This is a genomic window from Ewingella sp. AOP8-B2-18, assembly GCF_052376015.1.
Taxonomy (GTDB): domain Bacteria; phylum Pseudomonadota; class Gammaproteobacteria; order Enterobacterales; family Enterobacteriaceae; genus Ewingella; species Ewingella allii.
In genome coordinates, this window is record NZ_JBQSVB010000002.1 from 533,381 (window position 1) to 547,979 (window position 14,599).

The 14,599-nt window shown below is 52.2% G+C and carries 11 protein-coding genes; 4 read left to right on the forward strand and 7 right to left on the reverse strand.

Translation table 11 applies throughout. The annotated features are described in order from the left end of the window. Positions 1-2 precede the first annotated feature (2 nt). Positions 3-392: an ASCH domain-containing protein gene (locus ACT3RR_RS06700; protein ID WP_353503988.1), complete on the forward strand. Its 390-nt coding sequence runs from the start codon at positions 3-5 to the stop codon at positions 390-392. A 69-nt stretch (positions 393-461) separates the two neighbouring features. On the opposite strand, the gene ACT3RR_RS06705 is transcribed toward ACT3RR_RS06700, so the two are convergent. The 7 genes from ACT3RR_RS06705 to yebS form a co-directional block, all read right to left on the reverse strand. Then, entirely contained in the window at positions 462-704 is a 243-nt protein-coding gene (locus ACT3RR_RS06705) for a DUF1480 family protein (RefSeq protein ID WP_034791239.1), read from the reverse strand. Positions 705-872: 168 nt separating this feature from the next. Further along, complete coding sequence (locus tag ACT3RR_RS06710) at positions 873-2,231, reverse strand: carbohydrate porin (RefSeq protein ID WP_496200064.1); 1,359 nt, start codon at positions 2,229-2,231, stop codon at positions 873-875. 68 nt (positions 2,232-2,299) lie between these two features. Next, a complete protein-coding gene (locus ACT3RR_RS06715; RefSeq protein ID WP_353502478.1) occupies positions 2,300-3,106 on the reverse strand; it encodes a carboxylesterase family protein in 807 nt (268 codons plus the stop codon). Between the two features lie 271 nt (positions 3,107-3,377). Beyond that, the gene (locus ACT3RR_RS06720; RefSeq protein ID WP_353502477.1) at positions 3,378-5,099 is read right to left on the reverse strand and encodes a sensor domain-containing diguanylate cyclase; all 1,722 of its coding nucleotides are present in this window, start codon (positions 5,097-5,099) and stop codon (positions 3,378-3,380) included. A gap of 254 nt (positions 5,100-5,353) precedes the next feature. Then, positions 5,354-6,802: a 16S rRNA (cytosine(1407)-C(5))-methyltransferase RsmF gene (gene rsmF / locus ACT3RR_RS06725; protein WP_486033506.1), complete on the reverse strand. Its 1,449-nt coding sequence runs from the start codon at positions 6,800-6,802 to the stop codon at positions 5,354-5,356. Between the two features lie 125 nt (positions 6,803-6,927). Then, positions 6,928-9,558, reverse strand: coding sequence for a PqiB family protein (locus ACT3RR_RS06730; protein WP_353502475.1), 2,631 nt, complete (start codon positions 9,556-9,558; stop codon positions 6,928-6,930). Further along, positions 9,527-10,774 (reverse strand): membrane integrity lipid transport subunit YebS, encoded by a 1,248-nt coding sequence (gene yebS / locus ACT3RR_RS06735; protein ID WP_496199990.1) that lies wholly within the window; start codon positions 10,772-10,774, stop codon positions 9,527-9,529. Before yebS ends, ACT3RR_RS06730 begins: the two co-directional genes overlap by 32 nt. Positions 10,775-11,027: 253 nt before the next feature. On the opposite strand from yebS, the gene ACT3RR_RS06740 reads away from it, so the two are divergent. The 3 genes from ACT3RR_RS06740 (at position 11,028) to prc (ending at position 14,396) form a co-directional block, all read left to right on the forward strand. After that, complete coding sequence (locus ACT3RR_RS06740) at positions 11,028-11,525, forward strand: GAF domain-containing protein (protein WP_185690162.1); 498 nt, start codon at positions 11,028-11,030, stop codon at positions 11,523-11,525. 95 nt (positions 11,526-11,620) lie between these two features. Next, on the forward strand, positions 11,621-12,307 hold the full coding sequence (gene proQ / locus ACT3RR_RS06745; RefSeq protein WP_034791228.1) for an RNA chaperone ProQ: 687 nt from the start codon (positions 11,621-11,623) through the stop codon (positions 12,305-12,307). Positions 12,308-12,326: 19 nt separating this feature from the next. Beyond that, on the forward strand, positions 12,327-14,396 hold the full coding sequence (gene prc / locus ACT3RR_RS06750; protein ID WP_496199991.1) for a carboxy terminal-processing peptidase: 2,070 nt from the start codon (positions 12,327-12,329) through the stop codon (positions 14,394-14,396). Positions 14,397-14,599 lie beyond the last annotated feature (203 nt).

Here is a 14,599-nt window from a genome sequence, read left to right on the forward strand (position 1 = left end):
TGATCCCTCAAATCCCACAAAAATACATAGCCGCAGAGCGTTGGTCTTTTGGCGATACCGAGGCTCAGGCAGACGCAATGGCGAAGCTAGTTATCGATGGCGTGAAGACCGCAACCTGCGCCAATCTTGATGATGAGCCGGAGCCAGAAGCGGGCGAAATCTTCGTTGTCGTCGATGGCCGTAACAATCCGGTTTGTGCCGTAAAGTTGACAGAAGTGAAGCAGGTGCCATTCGATTTAGTCACTGAGCAGCATGCTTTTGAGGAGGGCGAAGGTGATAGAACGCTGGCTTACTGGCGTAAAGAGCATCAGCGTTTCTTTGAGGAGTACGATCTGTTTTCACCAAATATGCCATTGTTATTAATGAAATTTGCGTTGGTGGAAACCTTCTAATAATCAGCTGTAACAGCGCTGACTTCTAACAATGAAACATGGCGAACTGAATGCCGTTCGCCATGTTTTTTATTCAAGACGCATAATCCATTCATCTTTTTCTTTATCGTATTTTTCTTTATACAGCACCGAGTGTCGGCCATCGAGAATGGCTGGGACGCTGGTGTGATCATCCCAGGCATCCAGCTGCATACATAAATCCGGGTCCGATTTGCAGGGAATGAAAACCTTGTCCCCGCCTTTGGCTTCAGGCGTAGATAACTGCGCGTCATCTATTTCATAACTACCGATTCGTATTACTGATTTCCCCATAAGGTACTCCTTAACTGGTGAAGGTTAGAATGCGCAAGAGGAGGTATGACCAGTTGAGGCCATATATTGAGAATAGCTGAGCGGCTTGAAAGCGCCATAAGAATTTTCTAGCTCGGGGAAATTAAACCAAATCAGGCCGGCTAATTGCTGGCCTGAGGGAAGGGGAGATCAGAAGTAGGCCACGGCTTTTAAGGCACCGATCCACGCGTCAGAGGTCTGCTTAACGCCGCCCGGATTGTGCCAATACTGCACGCCGGGTTGCAGCTCAAGCCATTGGATAGGTTTCCAGCGATAAAAAACCTCACCCGTTAGCGAAACGCCCGGTACTGGACGATATTGTGGCGAGTTCACATCCGTGACGTCGCTCAGTTGATTAAGGTAGCGGCGATTGTCTTTCAGATGGTCCCCTGGGACATAGCGGCCAATGCCCAAACCAATCATATCTTCTGGGCGAGCATCAAATAGCCCGCGATAACGCAAACCCACTGAGGTTTTGTAGTGCATCGGCAAGGCACGTTGATCGGCAAGGCCAACGCTGGCGTAGACGCTCATACCGCGGTCTGCATCACTTTCGTGCTGGGTAACTTGCTGGTTAAGACCGGCGTAGAGATACCAGTTCTGCTGGATCTCATCATAGCCATCGGGATCGGTAGCGCCGGGGCCGCCATTTTTGCCTTTATAGAGATCTCTCTGGCCGGCATTGGTGTAAATAACCCCGAGATTGTAGGCACCGGGGAGTTGGTTGATGGCCCGCGTACGCCATTCGACTTCCAGTGGGACTACCACCCCACGGCTGCCGGTGGTCGAGATACTCCATGCATGGCCCCGGCTATTGGTTTCGGGGTTTTGTTCATACAAACCGGTTTTCAGCGTAATGCCGCTATCAAACTTGTACTTAAGCGAGGTGCCCCAGTAGTGAACATTCCAGTTGTACCACATGCCGCCACTGGCGGACTTGCCACCACATAGCCCGAGAGTTTGAAAATCGCAGGGAATGATTTGATCGAAATCGAGCTGCTTATTCATTAAGCCAACCCGCCAGCTGAGTTTACGGTCCATAAAGCTTCGGCTAAAGGTCAGCCAGCCAAGACGCGTGATCGAACCGCCGCCCCAGCTTTCCTGAGCAATATCGGTAAAGCCGCTGCGCGGGTCCTGAGTACGATCGCGGGTAAGGTTGGAGTCGTGGTTGCGGTTAACAATGTTGCCGTCAATGGTGGCGTCTGGAATGCCGGTTAAGGCTTCTAAATCCTGTTTGAACATCAGCCAGAACTGGTCGATATACGCCAGCTTGCCGCTTTGGTCATAGCCGCCATCAACGTTGTAGGCGCTTTGACTCAGGTAGCCGAGGGTGTATTTGAATCCATGGTCTTTCAATGCAGGTTTCACCCCCAGCCAATCCCCTAGCAGTCCCTCCTGTGGAGAAGGTTCAAAACCTAGCGTTTTCGAAGCCCAGGGCTTGGCGGCTTTATCTTCAATTGCCGGAATTTCATTATCATCCGCATAACAAAGTGGATTCATGAAGGTCATACAAAGTACAAAAGCATTTAATTTATGCGTCCTTAGATACATACGGCTCTCCTTATTAGTCGACTCTGTTACTTAGTAATAACGGGTGAAGTGTGATTGCTTTTATTTTGCTTAGACATCCACTGCCATAAATCACTATTTTGATGGGCGGTTAACCAAGAGGATTGGTGATCGCCGCCCTCTATTTCGCTGTAACGGATATAGCGCGTGCTGCCCCCGAGTTTAATTATGCTATCAACCATACTGCGGCTGTAATTCACATCGGTAACTTGATCGTCGGTGCCGTGAAATACCCAGACCGGCAATTTAATTAATTTCCGCGCATACTCCGGGCTGCCTGCTCCGGCAATTGGGACGATAGCGGCGAAATATTCGGGGCGTAGCAATGCCGCATACCAAACGCCTTGACCGCCACGGGACAGGCCTGCCAAATAAATCCGATTTTTATCGATGGGATACTGGGCAACGGTTTTATCAATTAGCGCCAATAAATTTTCCATCGAGGCAGTGATCGGCGTTTTCATAAAGTCATACTCGGCCAAAGTGGTGCTGGCCCAGCGGATGGCCATCGGGGTTTGTGGGGCTAACACGTAGGTGGCCTGCAGTGACTGGTTGGCGGGGCTGGTGAAATAATCTGGCCCAATATTTTCCCCTTGATAAAGTTGCGCTTGATTATCAGTGCCTGCCTGCCCGGTACCGTGTAAATAGATCACTAAGGGCAATAAAGGGGAGGTCTTTTCGGGAGTATAAAGCTGATAAGGCAGATCTATTTTCTCAGAATGAAAGTTACCCTTTTCCCATCCTTGAGCCTGACAGGGTGGTAAAGCTAATAGTAAAAGAGCCATAGAGGTTGAGGTAATAAATAATTTATTCATATGCTGCATCCCTGATGTATATGTAAAAATATATAATTGAAAGAACGGTGGTGTTAAATGCAAAAAAAAACCTAAACCACGAATTTATTCTTTTAATGAATAATTCATGAGGTTTAGGTTTTGCCTGCGTTTGCAGTAACAATCCATTTTCTACGCGAGGACGGTATCACTACTTTTATTATATTGGCAATTCAAGATGAATGTAATGAGGCGGAAGTGTGACTCATTCGACAAAATATATCTCTGATAGAGTCACACTTTTATCTGTTAATTAAAGGAGGTTATGGCGAGCAGAGATAGGCATGGCGTTAATTTGGTTGCGGCCATTATTTTTGGAAATATAGAGGGCTTGGTCTGCCGCGCTGACGATATCCGATTGATCGTCAATGTCCGGGTTTTCCCGTGGCGTAAACGTAGCAATACCCTGACTAATGGTGACGCGATTGAACTCGCTGAAGCTATGCTTAATGCCAAGCGTTTCAATGGCTTCCATGATTTGACGCGCCACGATCCATGCGCCTTTTAAATCGGTATCCGGCAAGATAGCTGCAAACTCTTCGCCGCCAAAACGGGTGATCACATCCGTATTGCGTTTCAGCGCTTTTCGCAGGGTGCGGGCAACCAGTCGCAGACAGGCGTCACCGGACAAATGGCCATAGTGGTCATTGAAATTCTTAAAGTAGTCGATATCAATCATCACCACCGTCAGCGGGCTATTGTTACGTTTAGCGCGCATGTACTCGTGGCTGAGCACTTTTTTAAATTCGCGGCGATTAGGCAGTTTGGTTAAAGGATCGGTGCGGGCCTGGATTTCCAATCGACGATTGGCTTTCACCAGTTTCAGCTCCAGCAGTTTACGTTCGTGAACGTCTTCTGCCGTGCCGTACCAGCGTTGAATGGAGCCATCGGGCGCATAGCTTGCCGCCGCGCGGATGCGCATCCAGTTCCAGCCGCGATCGACATGACAAAACCGCACTTCGATATCCAGCGGCGCACCCGTTTTCAGGCACTGTTCCCAGGTTTGCACTGCGCTTCGGCGGTCTTCAATGTGCATACTCTGGATCCATTTATCCGCCAGAATATCCTGTCGCGTCATGCCCGTAATGCGCTGGAAGCGCGAACTGACGTCATTAAGCAGGCCGGAAGGGTCGGCGGTCCATGGGATCTGTGGGTTCAGCTCCACCATGTTGCGATAATGCTCTTGGCTCTCACGCAGCGCGCGCTCCATGCGTTTCAGGCTGGTGATATCCGTCATGGCGACGGAAAGGCCGCTCAGCTGATTCTGGACATCATAAGCCGCTTTAATTCTTACAAAGAAAATCTGATTGTTGCCGGGCAGCGAGAACTCGCGGTCGGGCGTAGCCTCATTGCGCTGAGCCAACTCAAGCGCGTTGGTCAGCAAAGGGGCAAGACCCGGCAGAAACACGCCGACTCGGCGGCCAATGGCCTCATAAGGCTGCAGGCCAATGATGTTAGCCATTGCGTCATTGACCGTCACATAACGCATCTGCAAATCGATAAAGCACAGGCCAACGGGGGCGTTGGAATAAATAGTTTCCAGCTGGAATAGGCGCTGTCCGGGGGCTTGATCGAGATTGGTCAGGTTGCGGTCGATGCCGCGATAGCCGCGGAATTCACCTGCTGAATCAAACAGCGGTATGCCGCTACTCTCAAGAATGATTTCACTGCCGTCGGCGCGAATATTTCTATTCAGCAAGCCGCCGAAAGGGGCGCGGCGAGCGGCAATCGCGGCAAACTGCGCGCTGACGCGGATGGCCTCGTCGGCCGGCATGAAGTCAAAAGGCGTTTTACCCAACACATGTTCAGGCGGCACGCCGAGGAACTCTTGGCATTTATTCGAGGAAAAAACGTATCTGCCTTGAGTATCGACTTCCCAGATCCAGTCAGAGTTGTTGTCAATGATATCGCGAAGGCTGGCCATTTCTCGCAGAAGATGACCTTCTGCTGACTGGAACTGTATTTCATCCGCCATGATACTTCTCCGACTGGCAAAACTTTACTCGACACGGGCTATATGCTTCATATCTGGAAATAATATTTCCAGAAGTGTCATTCATGAGCGCAATAATACATGCCTGATTAGGAATATTCCTACTACTAATTCCAACAAAAAATTGAGGATATACGTAAGCCCGTCAATCAAATAAGTTAATTGTAATTGACGAGCGCCTTAAAAATAACTCAAGTTTTGCTAATAGCTCAGTGCTATTAATGGTGGACTAATGCTCACTTATGAGGGCGAATAGCACCATCGCGCACCAGTTCACGCGGTAAGCTGTTTTTTATTCTGCTGCCGATGCGTTTTGCCAGCCCAAGTGGCTGATTCTGCCAGGTCACGATGCATTCATCGCGGGTTGGAGAGTCGGGCGGGTAAATATCCACGCCCCGGAACCACGCCTGTGCCAGCTCATCGTCAAGGGCAAATTGGCTATCGCCAGAGCCCGTGGTCAGCGCGACGACGGCTTCATGCTGCCAGCGGAAGCCTTTGGAGAAACGCTCGGCCAACTTCATGCCAATCCTTGAAAAACGCACTTTGCCGAACAGCGGCTCGAGCACGCGCGGGAAAAGCCACAGTTCTTTATCTCGCTCCCAAATGGCCATCTCTTGGTCGGACCAAACAATGCCGGACTTTTGCGCTGCGGCGACCACCTCGGCGCTCTCTTTGCGCGACAGGGGGAAGAAGGGGAATTTTCCCACTTTGTAGCCCGGCGTTGGCAGGCGATCAATCGAAGCCGTTTTGCGCAGGCGTGCAACGAAAAAGCCTTCGCTGTCATAAACTTGTGGGAAAACGTGAAGATACCCCTCGGCGGTCAGCGCCTTCTGCGCGCCGTCGAACAGGTCGGCCAGCGACTCGACTTCCACGGCATCTGGATATTCATCCAACAGCCATTGGCAGACCTGCTGATTTTCCTGCGCGTTCAAGGTGCAGGTGGAATAAACCAAGGTGCCGCCCGGCTTCAGGGCGTGGAAGGCGCTGTTAATCAGTTCGCGCTGGGTGGCGGCAATCTCGACCACGCTCTCTGGTGACCAGTTACTCATGGCATCCGGGTCTTTACGCACCACGCCTTCGCCCGAGCAGGGGGCGTCGAGCAAGATGGCGTCGAAGGTTTCTGGCAGCGCCGCGCCAAACACCCGTCCGTCGAAATGGGTGAGGGCGGTGTTAGCCACGCCGCAGCGGCTGATATTGGCATGCAGAACCTTCACCCGGCTGGCGGAATATTCGTTGGCGACGATACCGCCCTGATTATTCATTAACGCGGCGATTTGCGTGGTTTTGGAGCCGGGCGCAGACGCCACGTCCATCACCAGCGTCGGCTGGGTGTCGTTGGCAAACAGGGCAGTCACCGGCAGCATGGAGCTGGCTTCCTGAATGTAAAACAGCCCGGCGAGGTGCGCCAGCGCGTTACCCAGACGGGTTTCATCATCGCCCTGACGGACAATCCAAAAGCCTTCGGCGCACCAGGGCACCGGCGTCAGCTCCCACTGGTAGCTGGCTGCCAGCGCAAGGAAGTCGTCGACGCTGATTTTTAGCGTGTTAACCCGCAGGCTGGGGCGCAGCGGCTGATTACAGGCGGCAATAAAGTCGTCCATGCTCAGAGAGGCTGGCATGATTTCACGGGTTGCATCAAGGAACGCGGGTGGCAATTTCGCCACAAATTGAGTTGGTTTGGACAAAGGAAGGTCTCGTCGCAGAGGAAACGGAAAATCAAATTGGCGCAAGTTTACCATGTTCCGACGAGGCGCGGTGCAGCAACAAAAAGGCCACCCGAAGGCGGCCTTATCACATCACGCGGCGAAACTTAGTTTTTCGGGATCGCCGTGCCCCATTTCTGCCAATCTTTCGGCTCTTCGGGATTAAGCAGGAAGTGGCGGCCCGCTCCGGCTTTTGGTGCCACCGGCGTGGACGGCGGTGTAGCGAAAGCAATACCGCCGCGAATGAACTGCTGGAAGGTGCCGCTTTTCAGCATTCCGCCGGTCAGCCCAAACTGCAGGTTATAGCCCGAAGCCAGCCAGAACACGCTGTTGTCGCGCACCAGATACTGATACTTCTTGCTGATACGCAGCGTGACGTTAACCCGGTCAGCCATCGCGCCCAGATAGAAACCGGTCACGGTGCCCACTTCGATACCGCGGAACAGCACTGGCGTGCCGATTTGTAGCGAACCTACCTCGGCAGCATCCATCACGATGCCCAAGCCATCGGTGTAACGGGAATCGGTGATGGTCGATTCTTGCAGGTCGAAGGTGCGCGAGGCCGGGCCTTTGCCTGCTTCCACATTGATGTAAGGCTGCAACAGGGTGTCGAGATTGCTAACCCCTCCGGCGGAAATTTCCGGTGAAACGATAGAGAATCGCGTCCCCATGCGGGCGAAGGTGTCGACATACTCAGGGTAGAGCACGGCTTTGGCTGAGACTTGATTCAGTTTCGACTCGAGCTTCAGCGACTCAACCTGACCAATGTTGATACCTAGGTAGCGAATTGGCATTCCGGCAGAGAGCTTGCTGGCGTCGTAAGTATTCAGCGTGATTTGGCTGCCTACGGCGCGCGCGGCGGTTTCTGACTCATACAATACGCGTTTCGCGCCTTTGCTCAGCGTGACGCCTTCATTGTTATCGAAGCTGATCGCACCTTTCAGCGCGCGGTCGAGCGGCGAAGCTTGGACGGTCAATCCGCTGCCATTCAGCTGTACTTTCGCGCCACCCTCGGCCCAGAAAATACTCTTGTCAGTGAGCAACTTACGGTATTCAGGGCGGATATAGACGTCGATGTCAAAGTCGTTGGCTTTTGGCGTGACATCCACAATTTGCCCAACCTGGAATTTGCGATACAGCACCACGGAACCCGCCTGCACGTCCGGCAGGCTCTTGGCGGTGAGCGTCAGCGTGGCGCCCGGCTGCTCCCCTTGAATGCCTTCGGCGGCTTTTTCAGCGTTACTAAAGAGCGGGTATTTTTTCGCCGGTTCGCCTTTACCGCCCGGAATAATGCGCACGCCGCCGTCAACCCACTCTTGGGCACTGGCGCCTAGCACTTCCATGCCGTCGATGCCTAATTTGACATCAACGCGGCTGTTGACCACGAATTTACTGTCTTTGTGCAACAGCCCTTTGTATTCAGGCTTTATCGCGATGTTAAACACAATGCCTTCATCGGTCATTTTGCGGTCAAGGATTTGGCCGACGGCGATGCCGTGAAGTATCACCGGCTGTCCGGCATCAATACCAAAGGTTTCTGGGGCATTAAGCTGAATTTGCAAAACGCCCGGGTCTTGCAGCAGGCGCTGATTGCTGTCGAGCACGGTGAAGTGCTTCTGCGGCTGGCCTTCGCCCGGGATCAGCTCCAGCGTGTTGCCGGTCAGCAGTTGGCTCAGCTTGGCATTGCTCAGGCTGATTTTCGGGCTATTCATCTCAATGCGCGTGCCGGTGCGCATCATGTCAATCACCGACGGGTCAACCGTGAGTTTCCCCGTTACCTTGTTGTCTGGTTGAAGGGTCACTTTGGTCAGGGTACCGACTTGCAAACCCTGGTACATCAGTGGGGTGCGGTCCTCTTTCAGCCCGTCGCCGTTGGGTAAGTCGAGGTCGATCTCTACCCCGCGCTGGCTCTGCGCCAAATCAGGGTATAGCTCGTAGGACTGCTCTTGTTTGGCCGAATTGCCATCAATCGGCGAGTCGAGTGCGATAGCTCCGTTGACCAGCGCGGCGAGGCTTTCCATCTCAACTTTCGCGCCGCTGAGGCTGAAATCGCCTTTAAAGCCGGAGACATTCCAGAAGCGGCTGGTGTCTTTCACCAAATGGGCGAAACGGCGCTCAATCAGAACGTCGATAGTGACGCCATCGTTTCCGGCTTCAATATCGTAATCATAAACTTTACCCACCGGAATTTTACGGTAGTAAACCAGCGAGCCGTTGCTCAGGGAGCCAAGATCCCGCGCGTGCAGATGAATCATTAACTCGCCGGTATTCAGACGATATTTCGGCTGCGTATCCAGCGCGACGAAGTGATCTTTCTCTTTGCCGCTACCGGGCATCATGCCGATGTAGTTACCGCCAACTAAGGCATCCAGACCAGAAACCCCGGCCAGTGAGGCCTTAGGCGTGACCAGCCAGAACTGGGTGCCATCGCGCAAGGAGTCCGACAGGTCGCTCTTGATGCTGACCTTGACCATGATGGTGCGCAGGTCTTTGCTCAGACTGATTGACTCGACGGTGCCGACTTCCACCCCCTGATAGCGCACAGGGGTTCGCCCCGCGACAATCCCGGCGGCAGACTGGAAATCAATGGTAACGGTGGTGCCTCTTTCCTGATAGTTGCTGTAGATAAGCCAGCCCGCTATCAATAAGGCAATAAAAGGCAGAAGCCAGAAAGGCGATATCCGGCGTCTGTTTTTAACCCGCGCTTCAGTCGGTGTATTCGGCGTTTCCTGTTGCATGTGCATCCCAAATCAAGCGGCTATCAAGCCATTCTACGGCAAGTATTGTAAGGATCACGGAGGTCCCAAAGAAGAAGGCCGCCGGTCCCATTGTAAATGACAACAGTTGGTCACGGTTAACCAACGACATCATCAAGGAAATGACAAACAGATCAAGCATCGACCAGCGACCAATCCAGGTCACTACCCGCAGTAAGCGTATCCGCGTTTTCAATCCTTGAATCGCCTTAAAATGAATACTCAACAGTAAAGTCAGCATCACGATAACCTTGGTGAAAGGCACCAGAACGCTGGCAATAAAGACGATGGCGGCAATCGGCACGTTGCCGGAGGTCGCCAGTGAAACCACGCCGGAGAATATCGTGTCTTCGGTGCGTTGCCCATTGAGATAAATAATCGAAATCGGCATCAGGTTCGCCGGCAGCAGGAACACCATGGCGGCAATCAGCGCCGCCCAGGTCTTCTGCAAGCTATGTTTGTAACGCACCGTCATCGGCACGTGGCACCTCGGGCAGCGGCCTTTGTTATCGGCGTGGCCGGTAAATTTGCACGACAGGCAGAGCTTAAAGGTGGAGGGCTGGCCTTTCGGGCGCGGCTGTGGATAGAACTCCTCCCAAAGCTGCTCGATATTCAGGTTGATCAGCGTCAGCGTCACCAGCACGGTCATCATTAGATAAGCCAACAGCGCCGGGCCAACGTCGATGTCGGCGTACTCTTTCACTTTGATGCTAGCCACCGCCATGCCGACCAGATAGATGTCGAGCATCACCCAGTCTTTAAGCCTGTCGAGCATCAACAGCACCGGCTTGAGGTTCATCCCCAAACGGCTGCCAAAGTGCAGATAAAGGATAGAACCGGCTAAAGTGACCGGCGCGCCAATGGTACAGAAGGCGACCATGCTGGCGGTAAGCGGCGAGCCTTGGCTCGACATCTGCCAGATACCTTCGAACAGGCTGGCATCAATGCGGGTCCCCAGCAGACGGATGCTGATTAATGGCTCGGTGAAGGCGAACGGCATCAGCACCAAGATGCTAATGGCGATAATAATGAGACGCGACAGGGAGCAGACCCGGCCTTTTTCCACCTTGGCATTGCAGCGCGGACAATGCGCAGTTTGCGTTTTCTTCAGGTCAGGAATAGAAAAGAGGTAATCGCATTCATTACAACGCTGATAGCGTGCCTGCGGTAAAGGTCCTGACAATGTGCGTATTTTCATAGAGCCTGAGTGTAGATTTGCCTGTTGTTATCATTGTACTTACCCTGAAATGCTCTACAGGGCAGGGATGTTAAGATCTGTCAGGTATTTTTAACAAAATAACGTATTATGCGGTCGGCAAACAGTCATTGTAGGTCAGTCTTTTTGAAGTGACATAGGATTAACCTTGTTCAGATGAGTATTTAATGCTTATTTTATAGGGGTTAAGCACAACATATCGGCTGACTGCCCTTGGGTCATTATTGGTTATTACATGAATAAACAAGAATTCTACGCGGAATTAAAACGTGATCTGAACGCGCTTATCGCCGGAGAGAACAATTTTATTGCTACTCTGTCGAATGCCAGCGCCTTACTTTATGAGCGTCTTGAAGGGGTTAACTGGGCTGGATTCTATCTTATGGATGGTTCCACACTGGTGCTTGGACCTTTTCAGGGCAAAATTGCCTGCGTGCGCATCCCGGTAGGAAAGGGCGTTTGTGGGACTGCCGTGGCTGAAAACGCCGTGCAGCGCGTCGGTGACGTGCATGCGTTCCCCGGGCATATCGCCTGTGACGCAGCAAGTAACGCAGAAATCGTCTTACCGATTAGCGTTAATGGCACAGTGATTGGCGTCCTGGACATCGATAGCACCGTCTATCAACGCTTCGACGAAGCGGATGAACAAGGGCTGACAGAGTTAGTTGCCGGGCTTTGCCAGCATCTGCAAAACAGCGATGCAGCAAAATATGTCAATCTGATCGCAAGTTGATCTACGGATAACGTGGCATTTAACGGTGGCGTCATTATAATGACGCCTGTTCATGCCTGCGCCGGTTGGCAAACCCGTTGTAATCAGGAAATTTCATGGAAAATCAACCTAAGTTGAACAGTAGTAAAGAAGTCATTGCCTTTTTGGCCGAGCGTTTCCCGCTCTGTTTTAGCGCCGAAGGCGAAGCTCGTCCTTTAAAGATCGGTATTTTTGCGGATTTGGTCGAGCGCGTGCAAGGCGAAGAGAATCTGAGTAAAACTCAGCTGCGCTCTGCTCTGCGTCTATATACCTCAAGCTGGCGTTATTTGTACGGCGTTAAAGTTGGCGCACAGCGCGTTGACCTTGACGGTAATGCATGTGGTGAGCTGGAAGAACAGCACGTCGAACATGCCCGTAAACAATTAGAAGAAGCGAAAGCTCGTGTTCAAGCACAACGTGCTGAACAACAGGCTAAGCGTCGTGAAGCGGGTGAAGCCGAACCACGTCGTCCACGTCCGGCTGCTAAAAAACCTGCGCCGCGCCGTGAAAACGCGCCTGCTGCTGTAGCTGGTCAAGAAAATCGCAAACCACGTGCACCTCGCCCACCGCGTGAGGAAAAACGTGAACCGCGTCAGGTGCCAGTCACAGATATCTCAAAACTGCAAATTGGCCAAGAGATCAAAGTGAGAGCCGGTCAGAGTGCTATGGACGCCACCGTTTTGGAAATTGCCAAAGACGGTGTTCGAGTTCAGCTCTCTACGGGTCTGGCGATGATCGTGCGCGCAGAACACTTGCAGTTCTGATACGGAGGCCAACTCAGGCATGAACAAATTTGTCAGATTAAGCGTTATTGCAGGTCTTTTGTTGTCAGGAGCCAGTCTGGTTAACACCAGTTATGCGAACGATAGTGCCCCGGTAACTATCGACCAGCTCAAGCAACTGACACAAGAGCCTCAGGACGCAACGGTAAGCGAGCGTGTTACGGCACGCTTTACCCGTTCGCATTATCGTCAATTTGACCTTAATGCAGATTTCTCCGCTAAGATTTTCGACCGTTACCTCAACATGCTCGATTATGGCCATAACGTTTTGATGGCCTCCGACGTAGCTCAGTTCGCTGATAAACGCAGCACGCTGGGTGAGGAACTCAAAACGGGTCAACTGAATACGCCTTACGCGTTGTTCAATCTGGCTCAAAAACGCCGTTTCGAACGCTATACCTATGCGTTGGAAGTGCTGGCGCGCCCAATGAATTTCACGGGCAACGACACCATCAATCTTGATCGCGCAAAAGCCCCTTGGCCGAAAGATAAAGCCGAGTTGGACAGTCTGTGGGATGCCAAAGTCAAATATGACGAGCTGAACCTCAAGCTGACCGGGAAGACCGATCAGGAAATTCGTGATGTGCTGACGAAACGCTATCGTTTTGCGATGAAGCGCCTCACCCAGAGCAACAGCGAAGATGTTTTCCAGTTGGTGATGAATGCCTTCGCGCATGAAATCGACCCACATACTAACTATCTGTCTCCACGCAGCACCGAGCAATTCAATACTGAAATGAGCCTGTCTCTGGAAGGTATTGGTGCCGTGTTGCAAGGCGACGATGATTACACCGTGATCAACTCGATGGTAGCGGGCGGCCCGGCGGCCAAAAGCAAAGCTATCGCAGTGGGTGACCGTATCGTCGGCGTTGGACAGGTAGCCACCAGCAAAGGCGTGGTTGATGTGATTGGCTGGCGTCTCGACGACGTCGTCGCTCTGATCAAAGGCGCGAAGGGCAGTAAAGTTCGTCTCGAAATCCTGCCTGCTGGTAAAGGTACCAAAACCCGTACTGTTATTTTGACCCGCGAGAAAATCCGTCTGGAAGACCGCGCCGTTAAGATGACCATCAAGAAAGTCGGAAACGAAAAAGTCGCCGTGATGGATATCCCGGGCTTCTACGTTGGCCTGACTGATGATGTTAAAGTGCAGCTGCAAAAAATGGCCAAGCAGGATGTCAGTAGTCTGGTTATCGATTTGCGTACTAACGGCGGCGGTGCATTGACCGAAGCCGTGTCCCTGTCTGGCCTGTTTATTCCAAGCGGCCCGGTCGTGCAGGTGCGTGATAACAATGGTCGCATTCGTCAGGATAGCGATACCGACGGCGTTGTTTACTACAAAGGCCCGCTGGTGGTGCTGGTTGACCGCTTCAGTGCTTCTGCGTCAGAGATTTTTGCCGCTGCAATGCAGGATTACGGCCGTGCTCTGATTGTGGGTGAACCGACCTTCGGTAAAGGTACTGTGCAGCAATACCGTTCTCTGAACCGTATTTATGACCAGATGCTGCGCCCTGAGTGGCCTGCGCTGGGCTCTGTTCAGTACACCATTCAGAAGTTCTATCGCATCAACGGCGGCAGTACTCAGCGTGAGGGCGTAACCCCTGACATTCTGATGCCTACCGGGATTGAAGCGATTGAAACAGGCGAGAAGTTTGAAGATAACGCCTTGCCGTGGGATAGCATCAGTGCTGCCACCTACACCAAGACCGGCGATCTGAAACCTTTCGTACCTGAACTGCTGAAAGATCACGATGCACGTATCGCCAAAGACCCAGAGTTCCAGTACATCCAGCAAGATATCGCGCGCTACAAAGCGTTGAAAGACAAGCGTGATACCGTCTCTCTGAACTACGCCCAGCGTGATAAAGAAGACAAAGAGGATGATGCAACGCGCCTGGCTCGTCTGAACGAACGTTTCAAACGTGAAGGTAAGAAGCCGCTGAAATCTTTGGATGAGTTACCTAAAGATTATGTCGCTCCAGACCCGTACCTTGATGAAGCTGACAACATTGCCGTTGAACTGGCTAAGCTGCTGAAAGAGCAGGGCGATAAAGCCTCGGCTACCAGCAAATAAGTCCTGACTTCGGTCGACACGAAAAGCGCACTCCGGTGCGCTTTTTTATTGCCTGTGATCCAGCGACGGGGCGAGCCGCAGCGAACCCGTGGCGCTGTGAATATGCACAATTGTGGATAAATAAATGAGAGCAAACGCTGCTATTTGTAAAGTATTGTGATTTTAGGGGCATAACGGCGTCCGACTCTTGAATCTGCACCATA

Excerpts from the sequence above, each read along its gene's own strand:
- ACT3RR_RS06705 (WP_034791239.1), bottom strand. The coding sequence starts at position 704 with ATGGGGAAATCAGTAATACGAATCGGTAGTTATGAAATAGATGACGCG.
- ACT3RR_RS06710 (WP_496200064.1), bottom strand. The coding sequence starts at position 2,231 with ATGACCTTCATGAATCCACTTTGTTATGCGGATGATAATGAAATTCCG.
- ACT3RR_RS06715 (WP_353502478.1), bottom strand. The coding sequence starts at position 3,106 with ATGAATAAATTATTTATTACCTCAACCTCTATGGCTCTTTTACTATTA.
- ACT3RR_RS06720 (WP_353502477.1), bottom strand. The coding sequence starts at position 5,099 with ATGGCGGATGAAATACAGTTCCAGTCAGCAGAAGGTCATCTTCTGCGA.
- ACT3RR_RS06730 (WP_353502475.1), bottom strand. The coding sequence starts at position 9,558 with ATGCAACAGGAAACGCCGAATACACCGACTGAAGCGCGGGTTAAAAAC.
- yebS (WP_496199990.1), bottom strand. The coding sequence starts at position 10,774 with ATGAAAATACGCACATTGTCAGGACCTTTACCGCAGGCACGCTATCAG.
- ACT3RR_RS06740 (WP_185690162.1), top strand. The coding sequence starts at position 11,028 with ATGAATAAACAAGAATTCTACGCGGAATTAAAACGTGATCTGAACGCG.
- proQ (WP_034791228.1), top strand. The coding sequence starts at position 11,621 with ATGGAAAATCAACCTAAGTTGAACAGTAGTAAAGAAGTCATTGCCTTT.
- prc (WP_496199991.1), top strand. The coding sequence starts at position 12,327 with ATGAACAAATTTGTCAGATTAAGCGTTATTGCAGGTCTTTTGTTGTCA.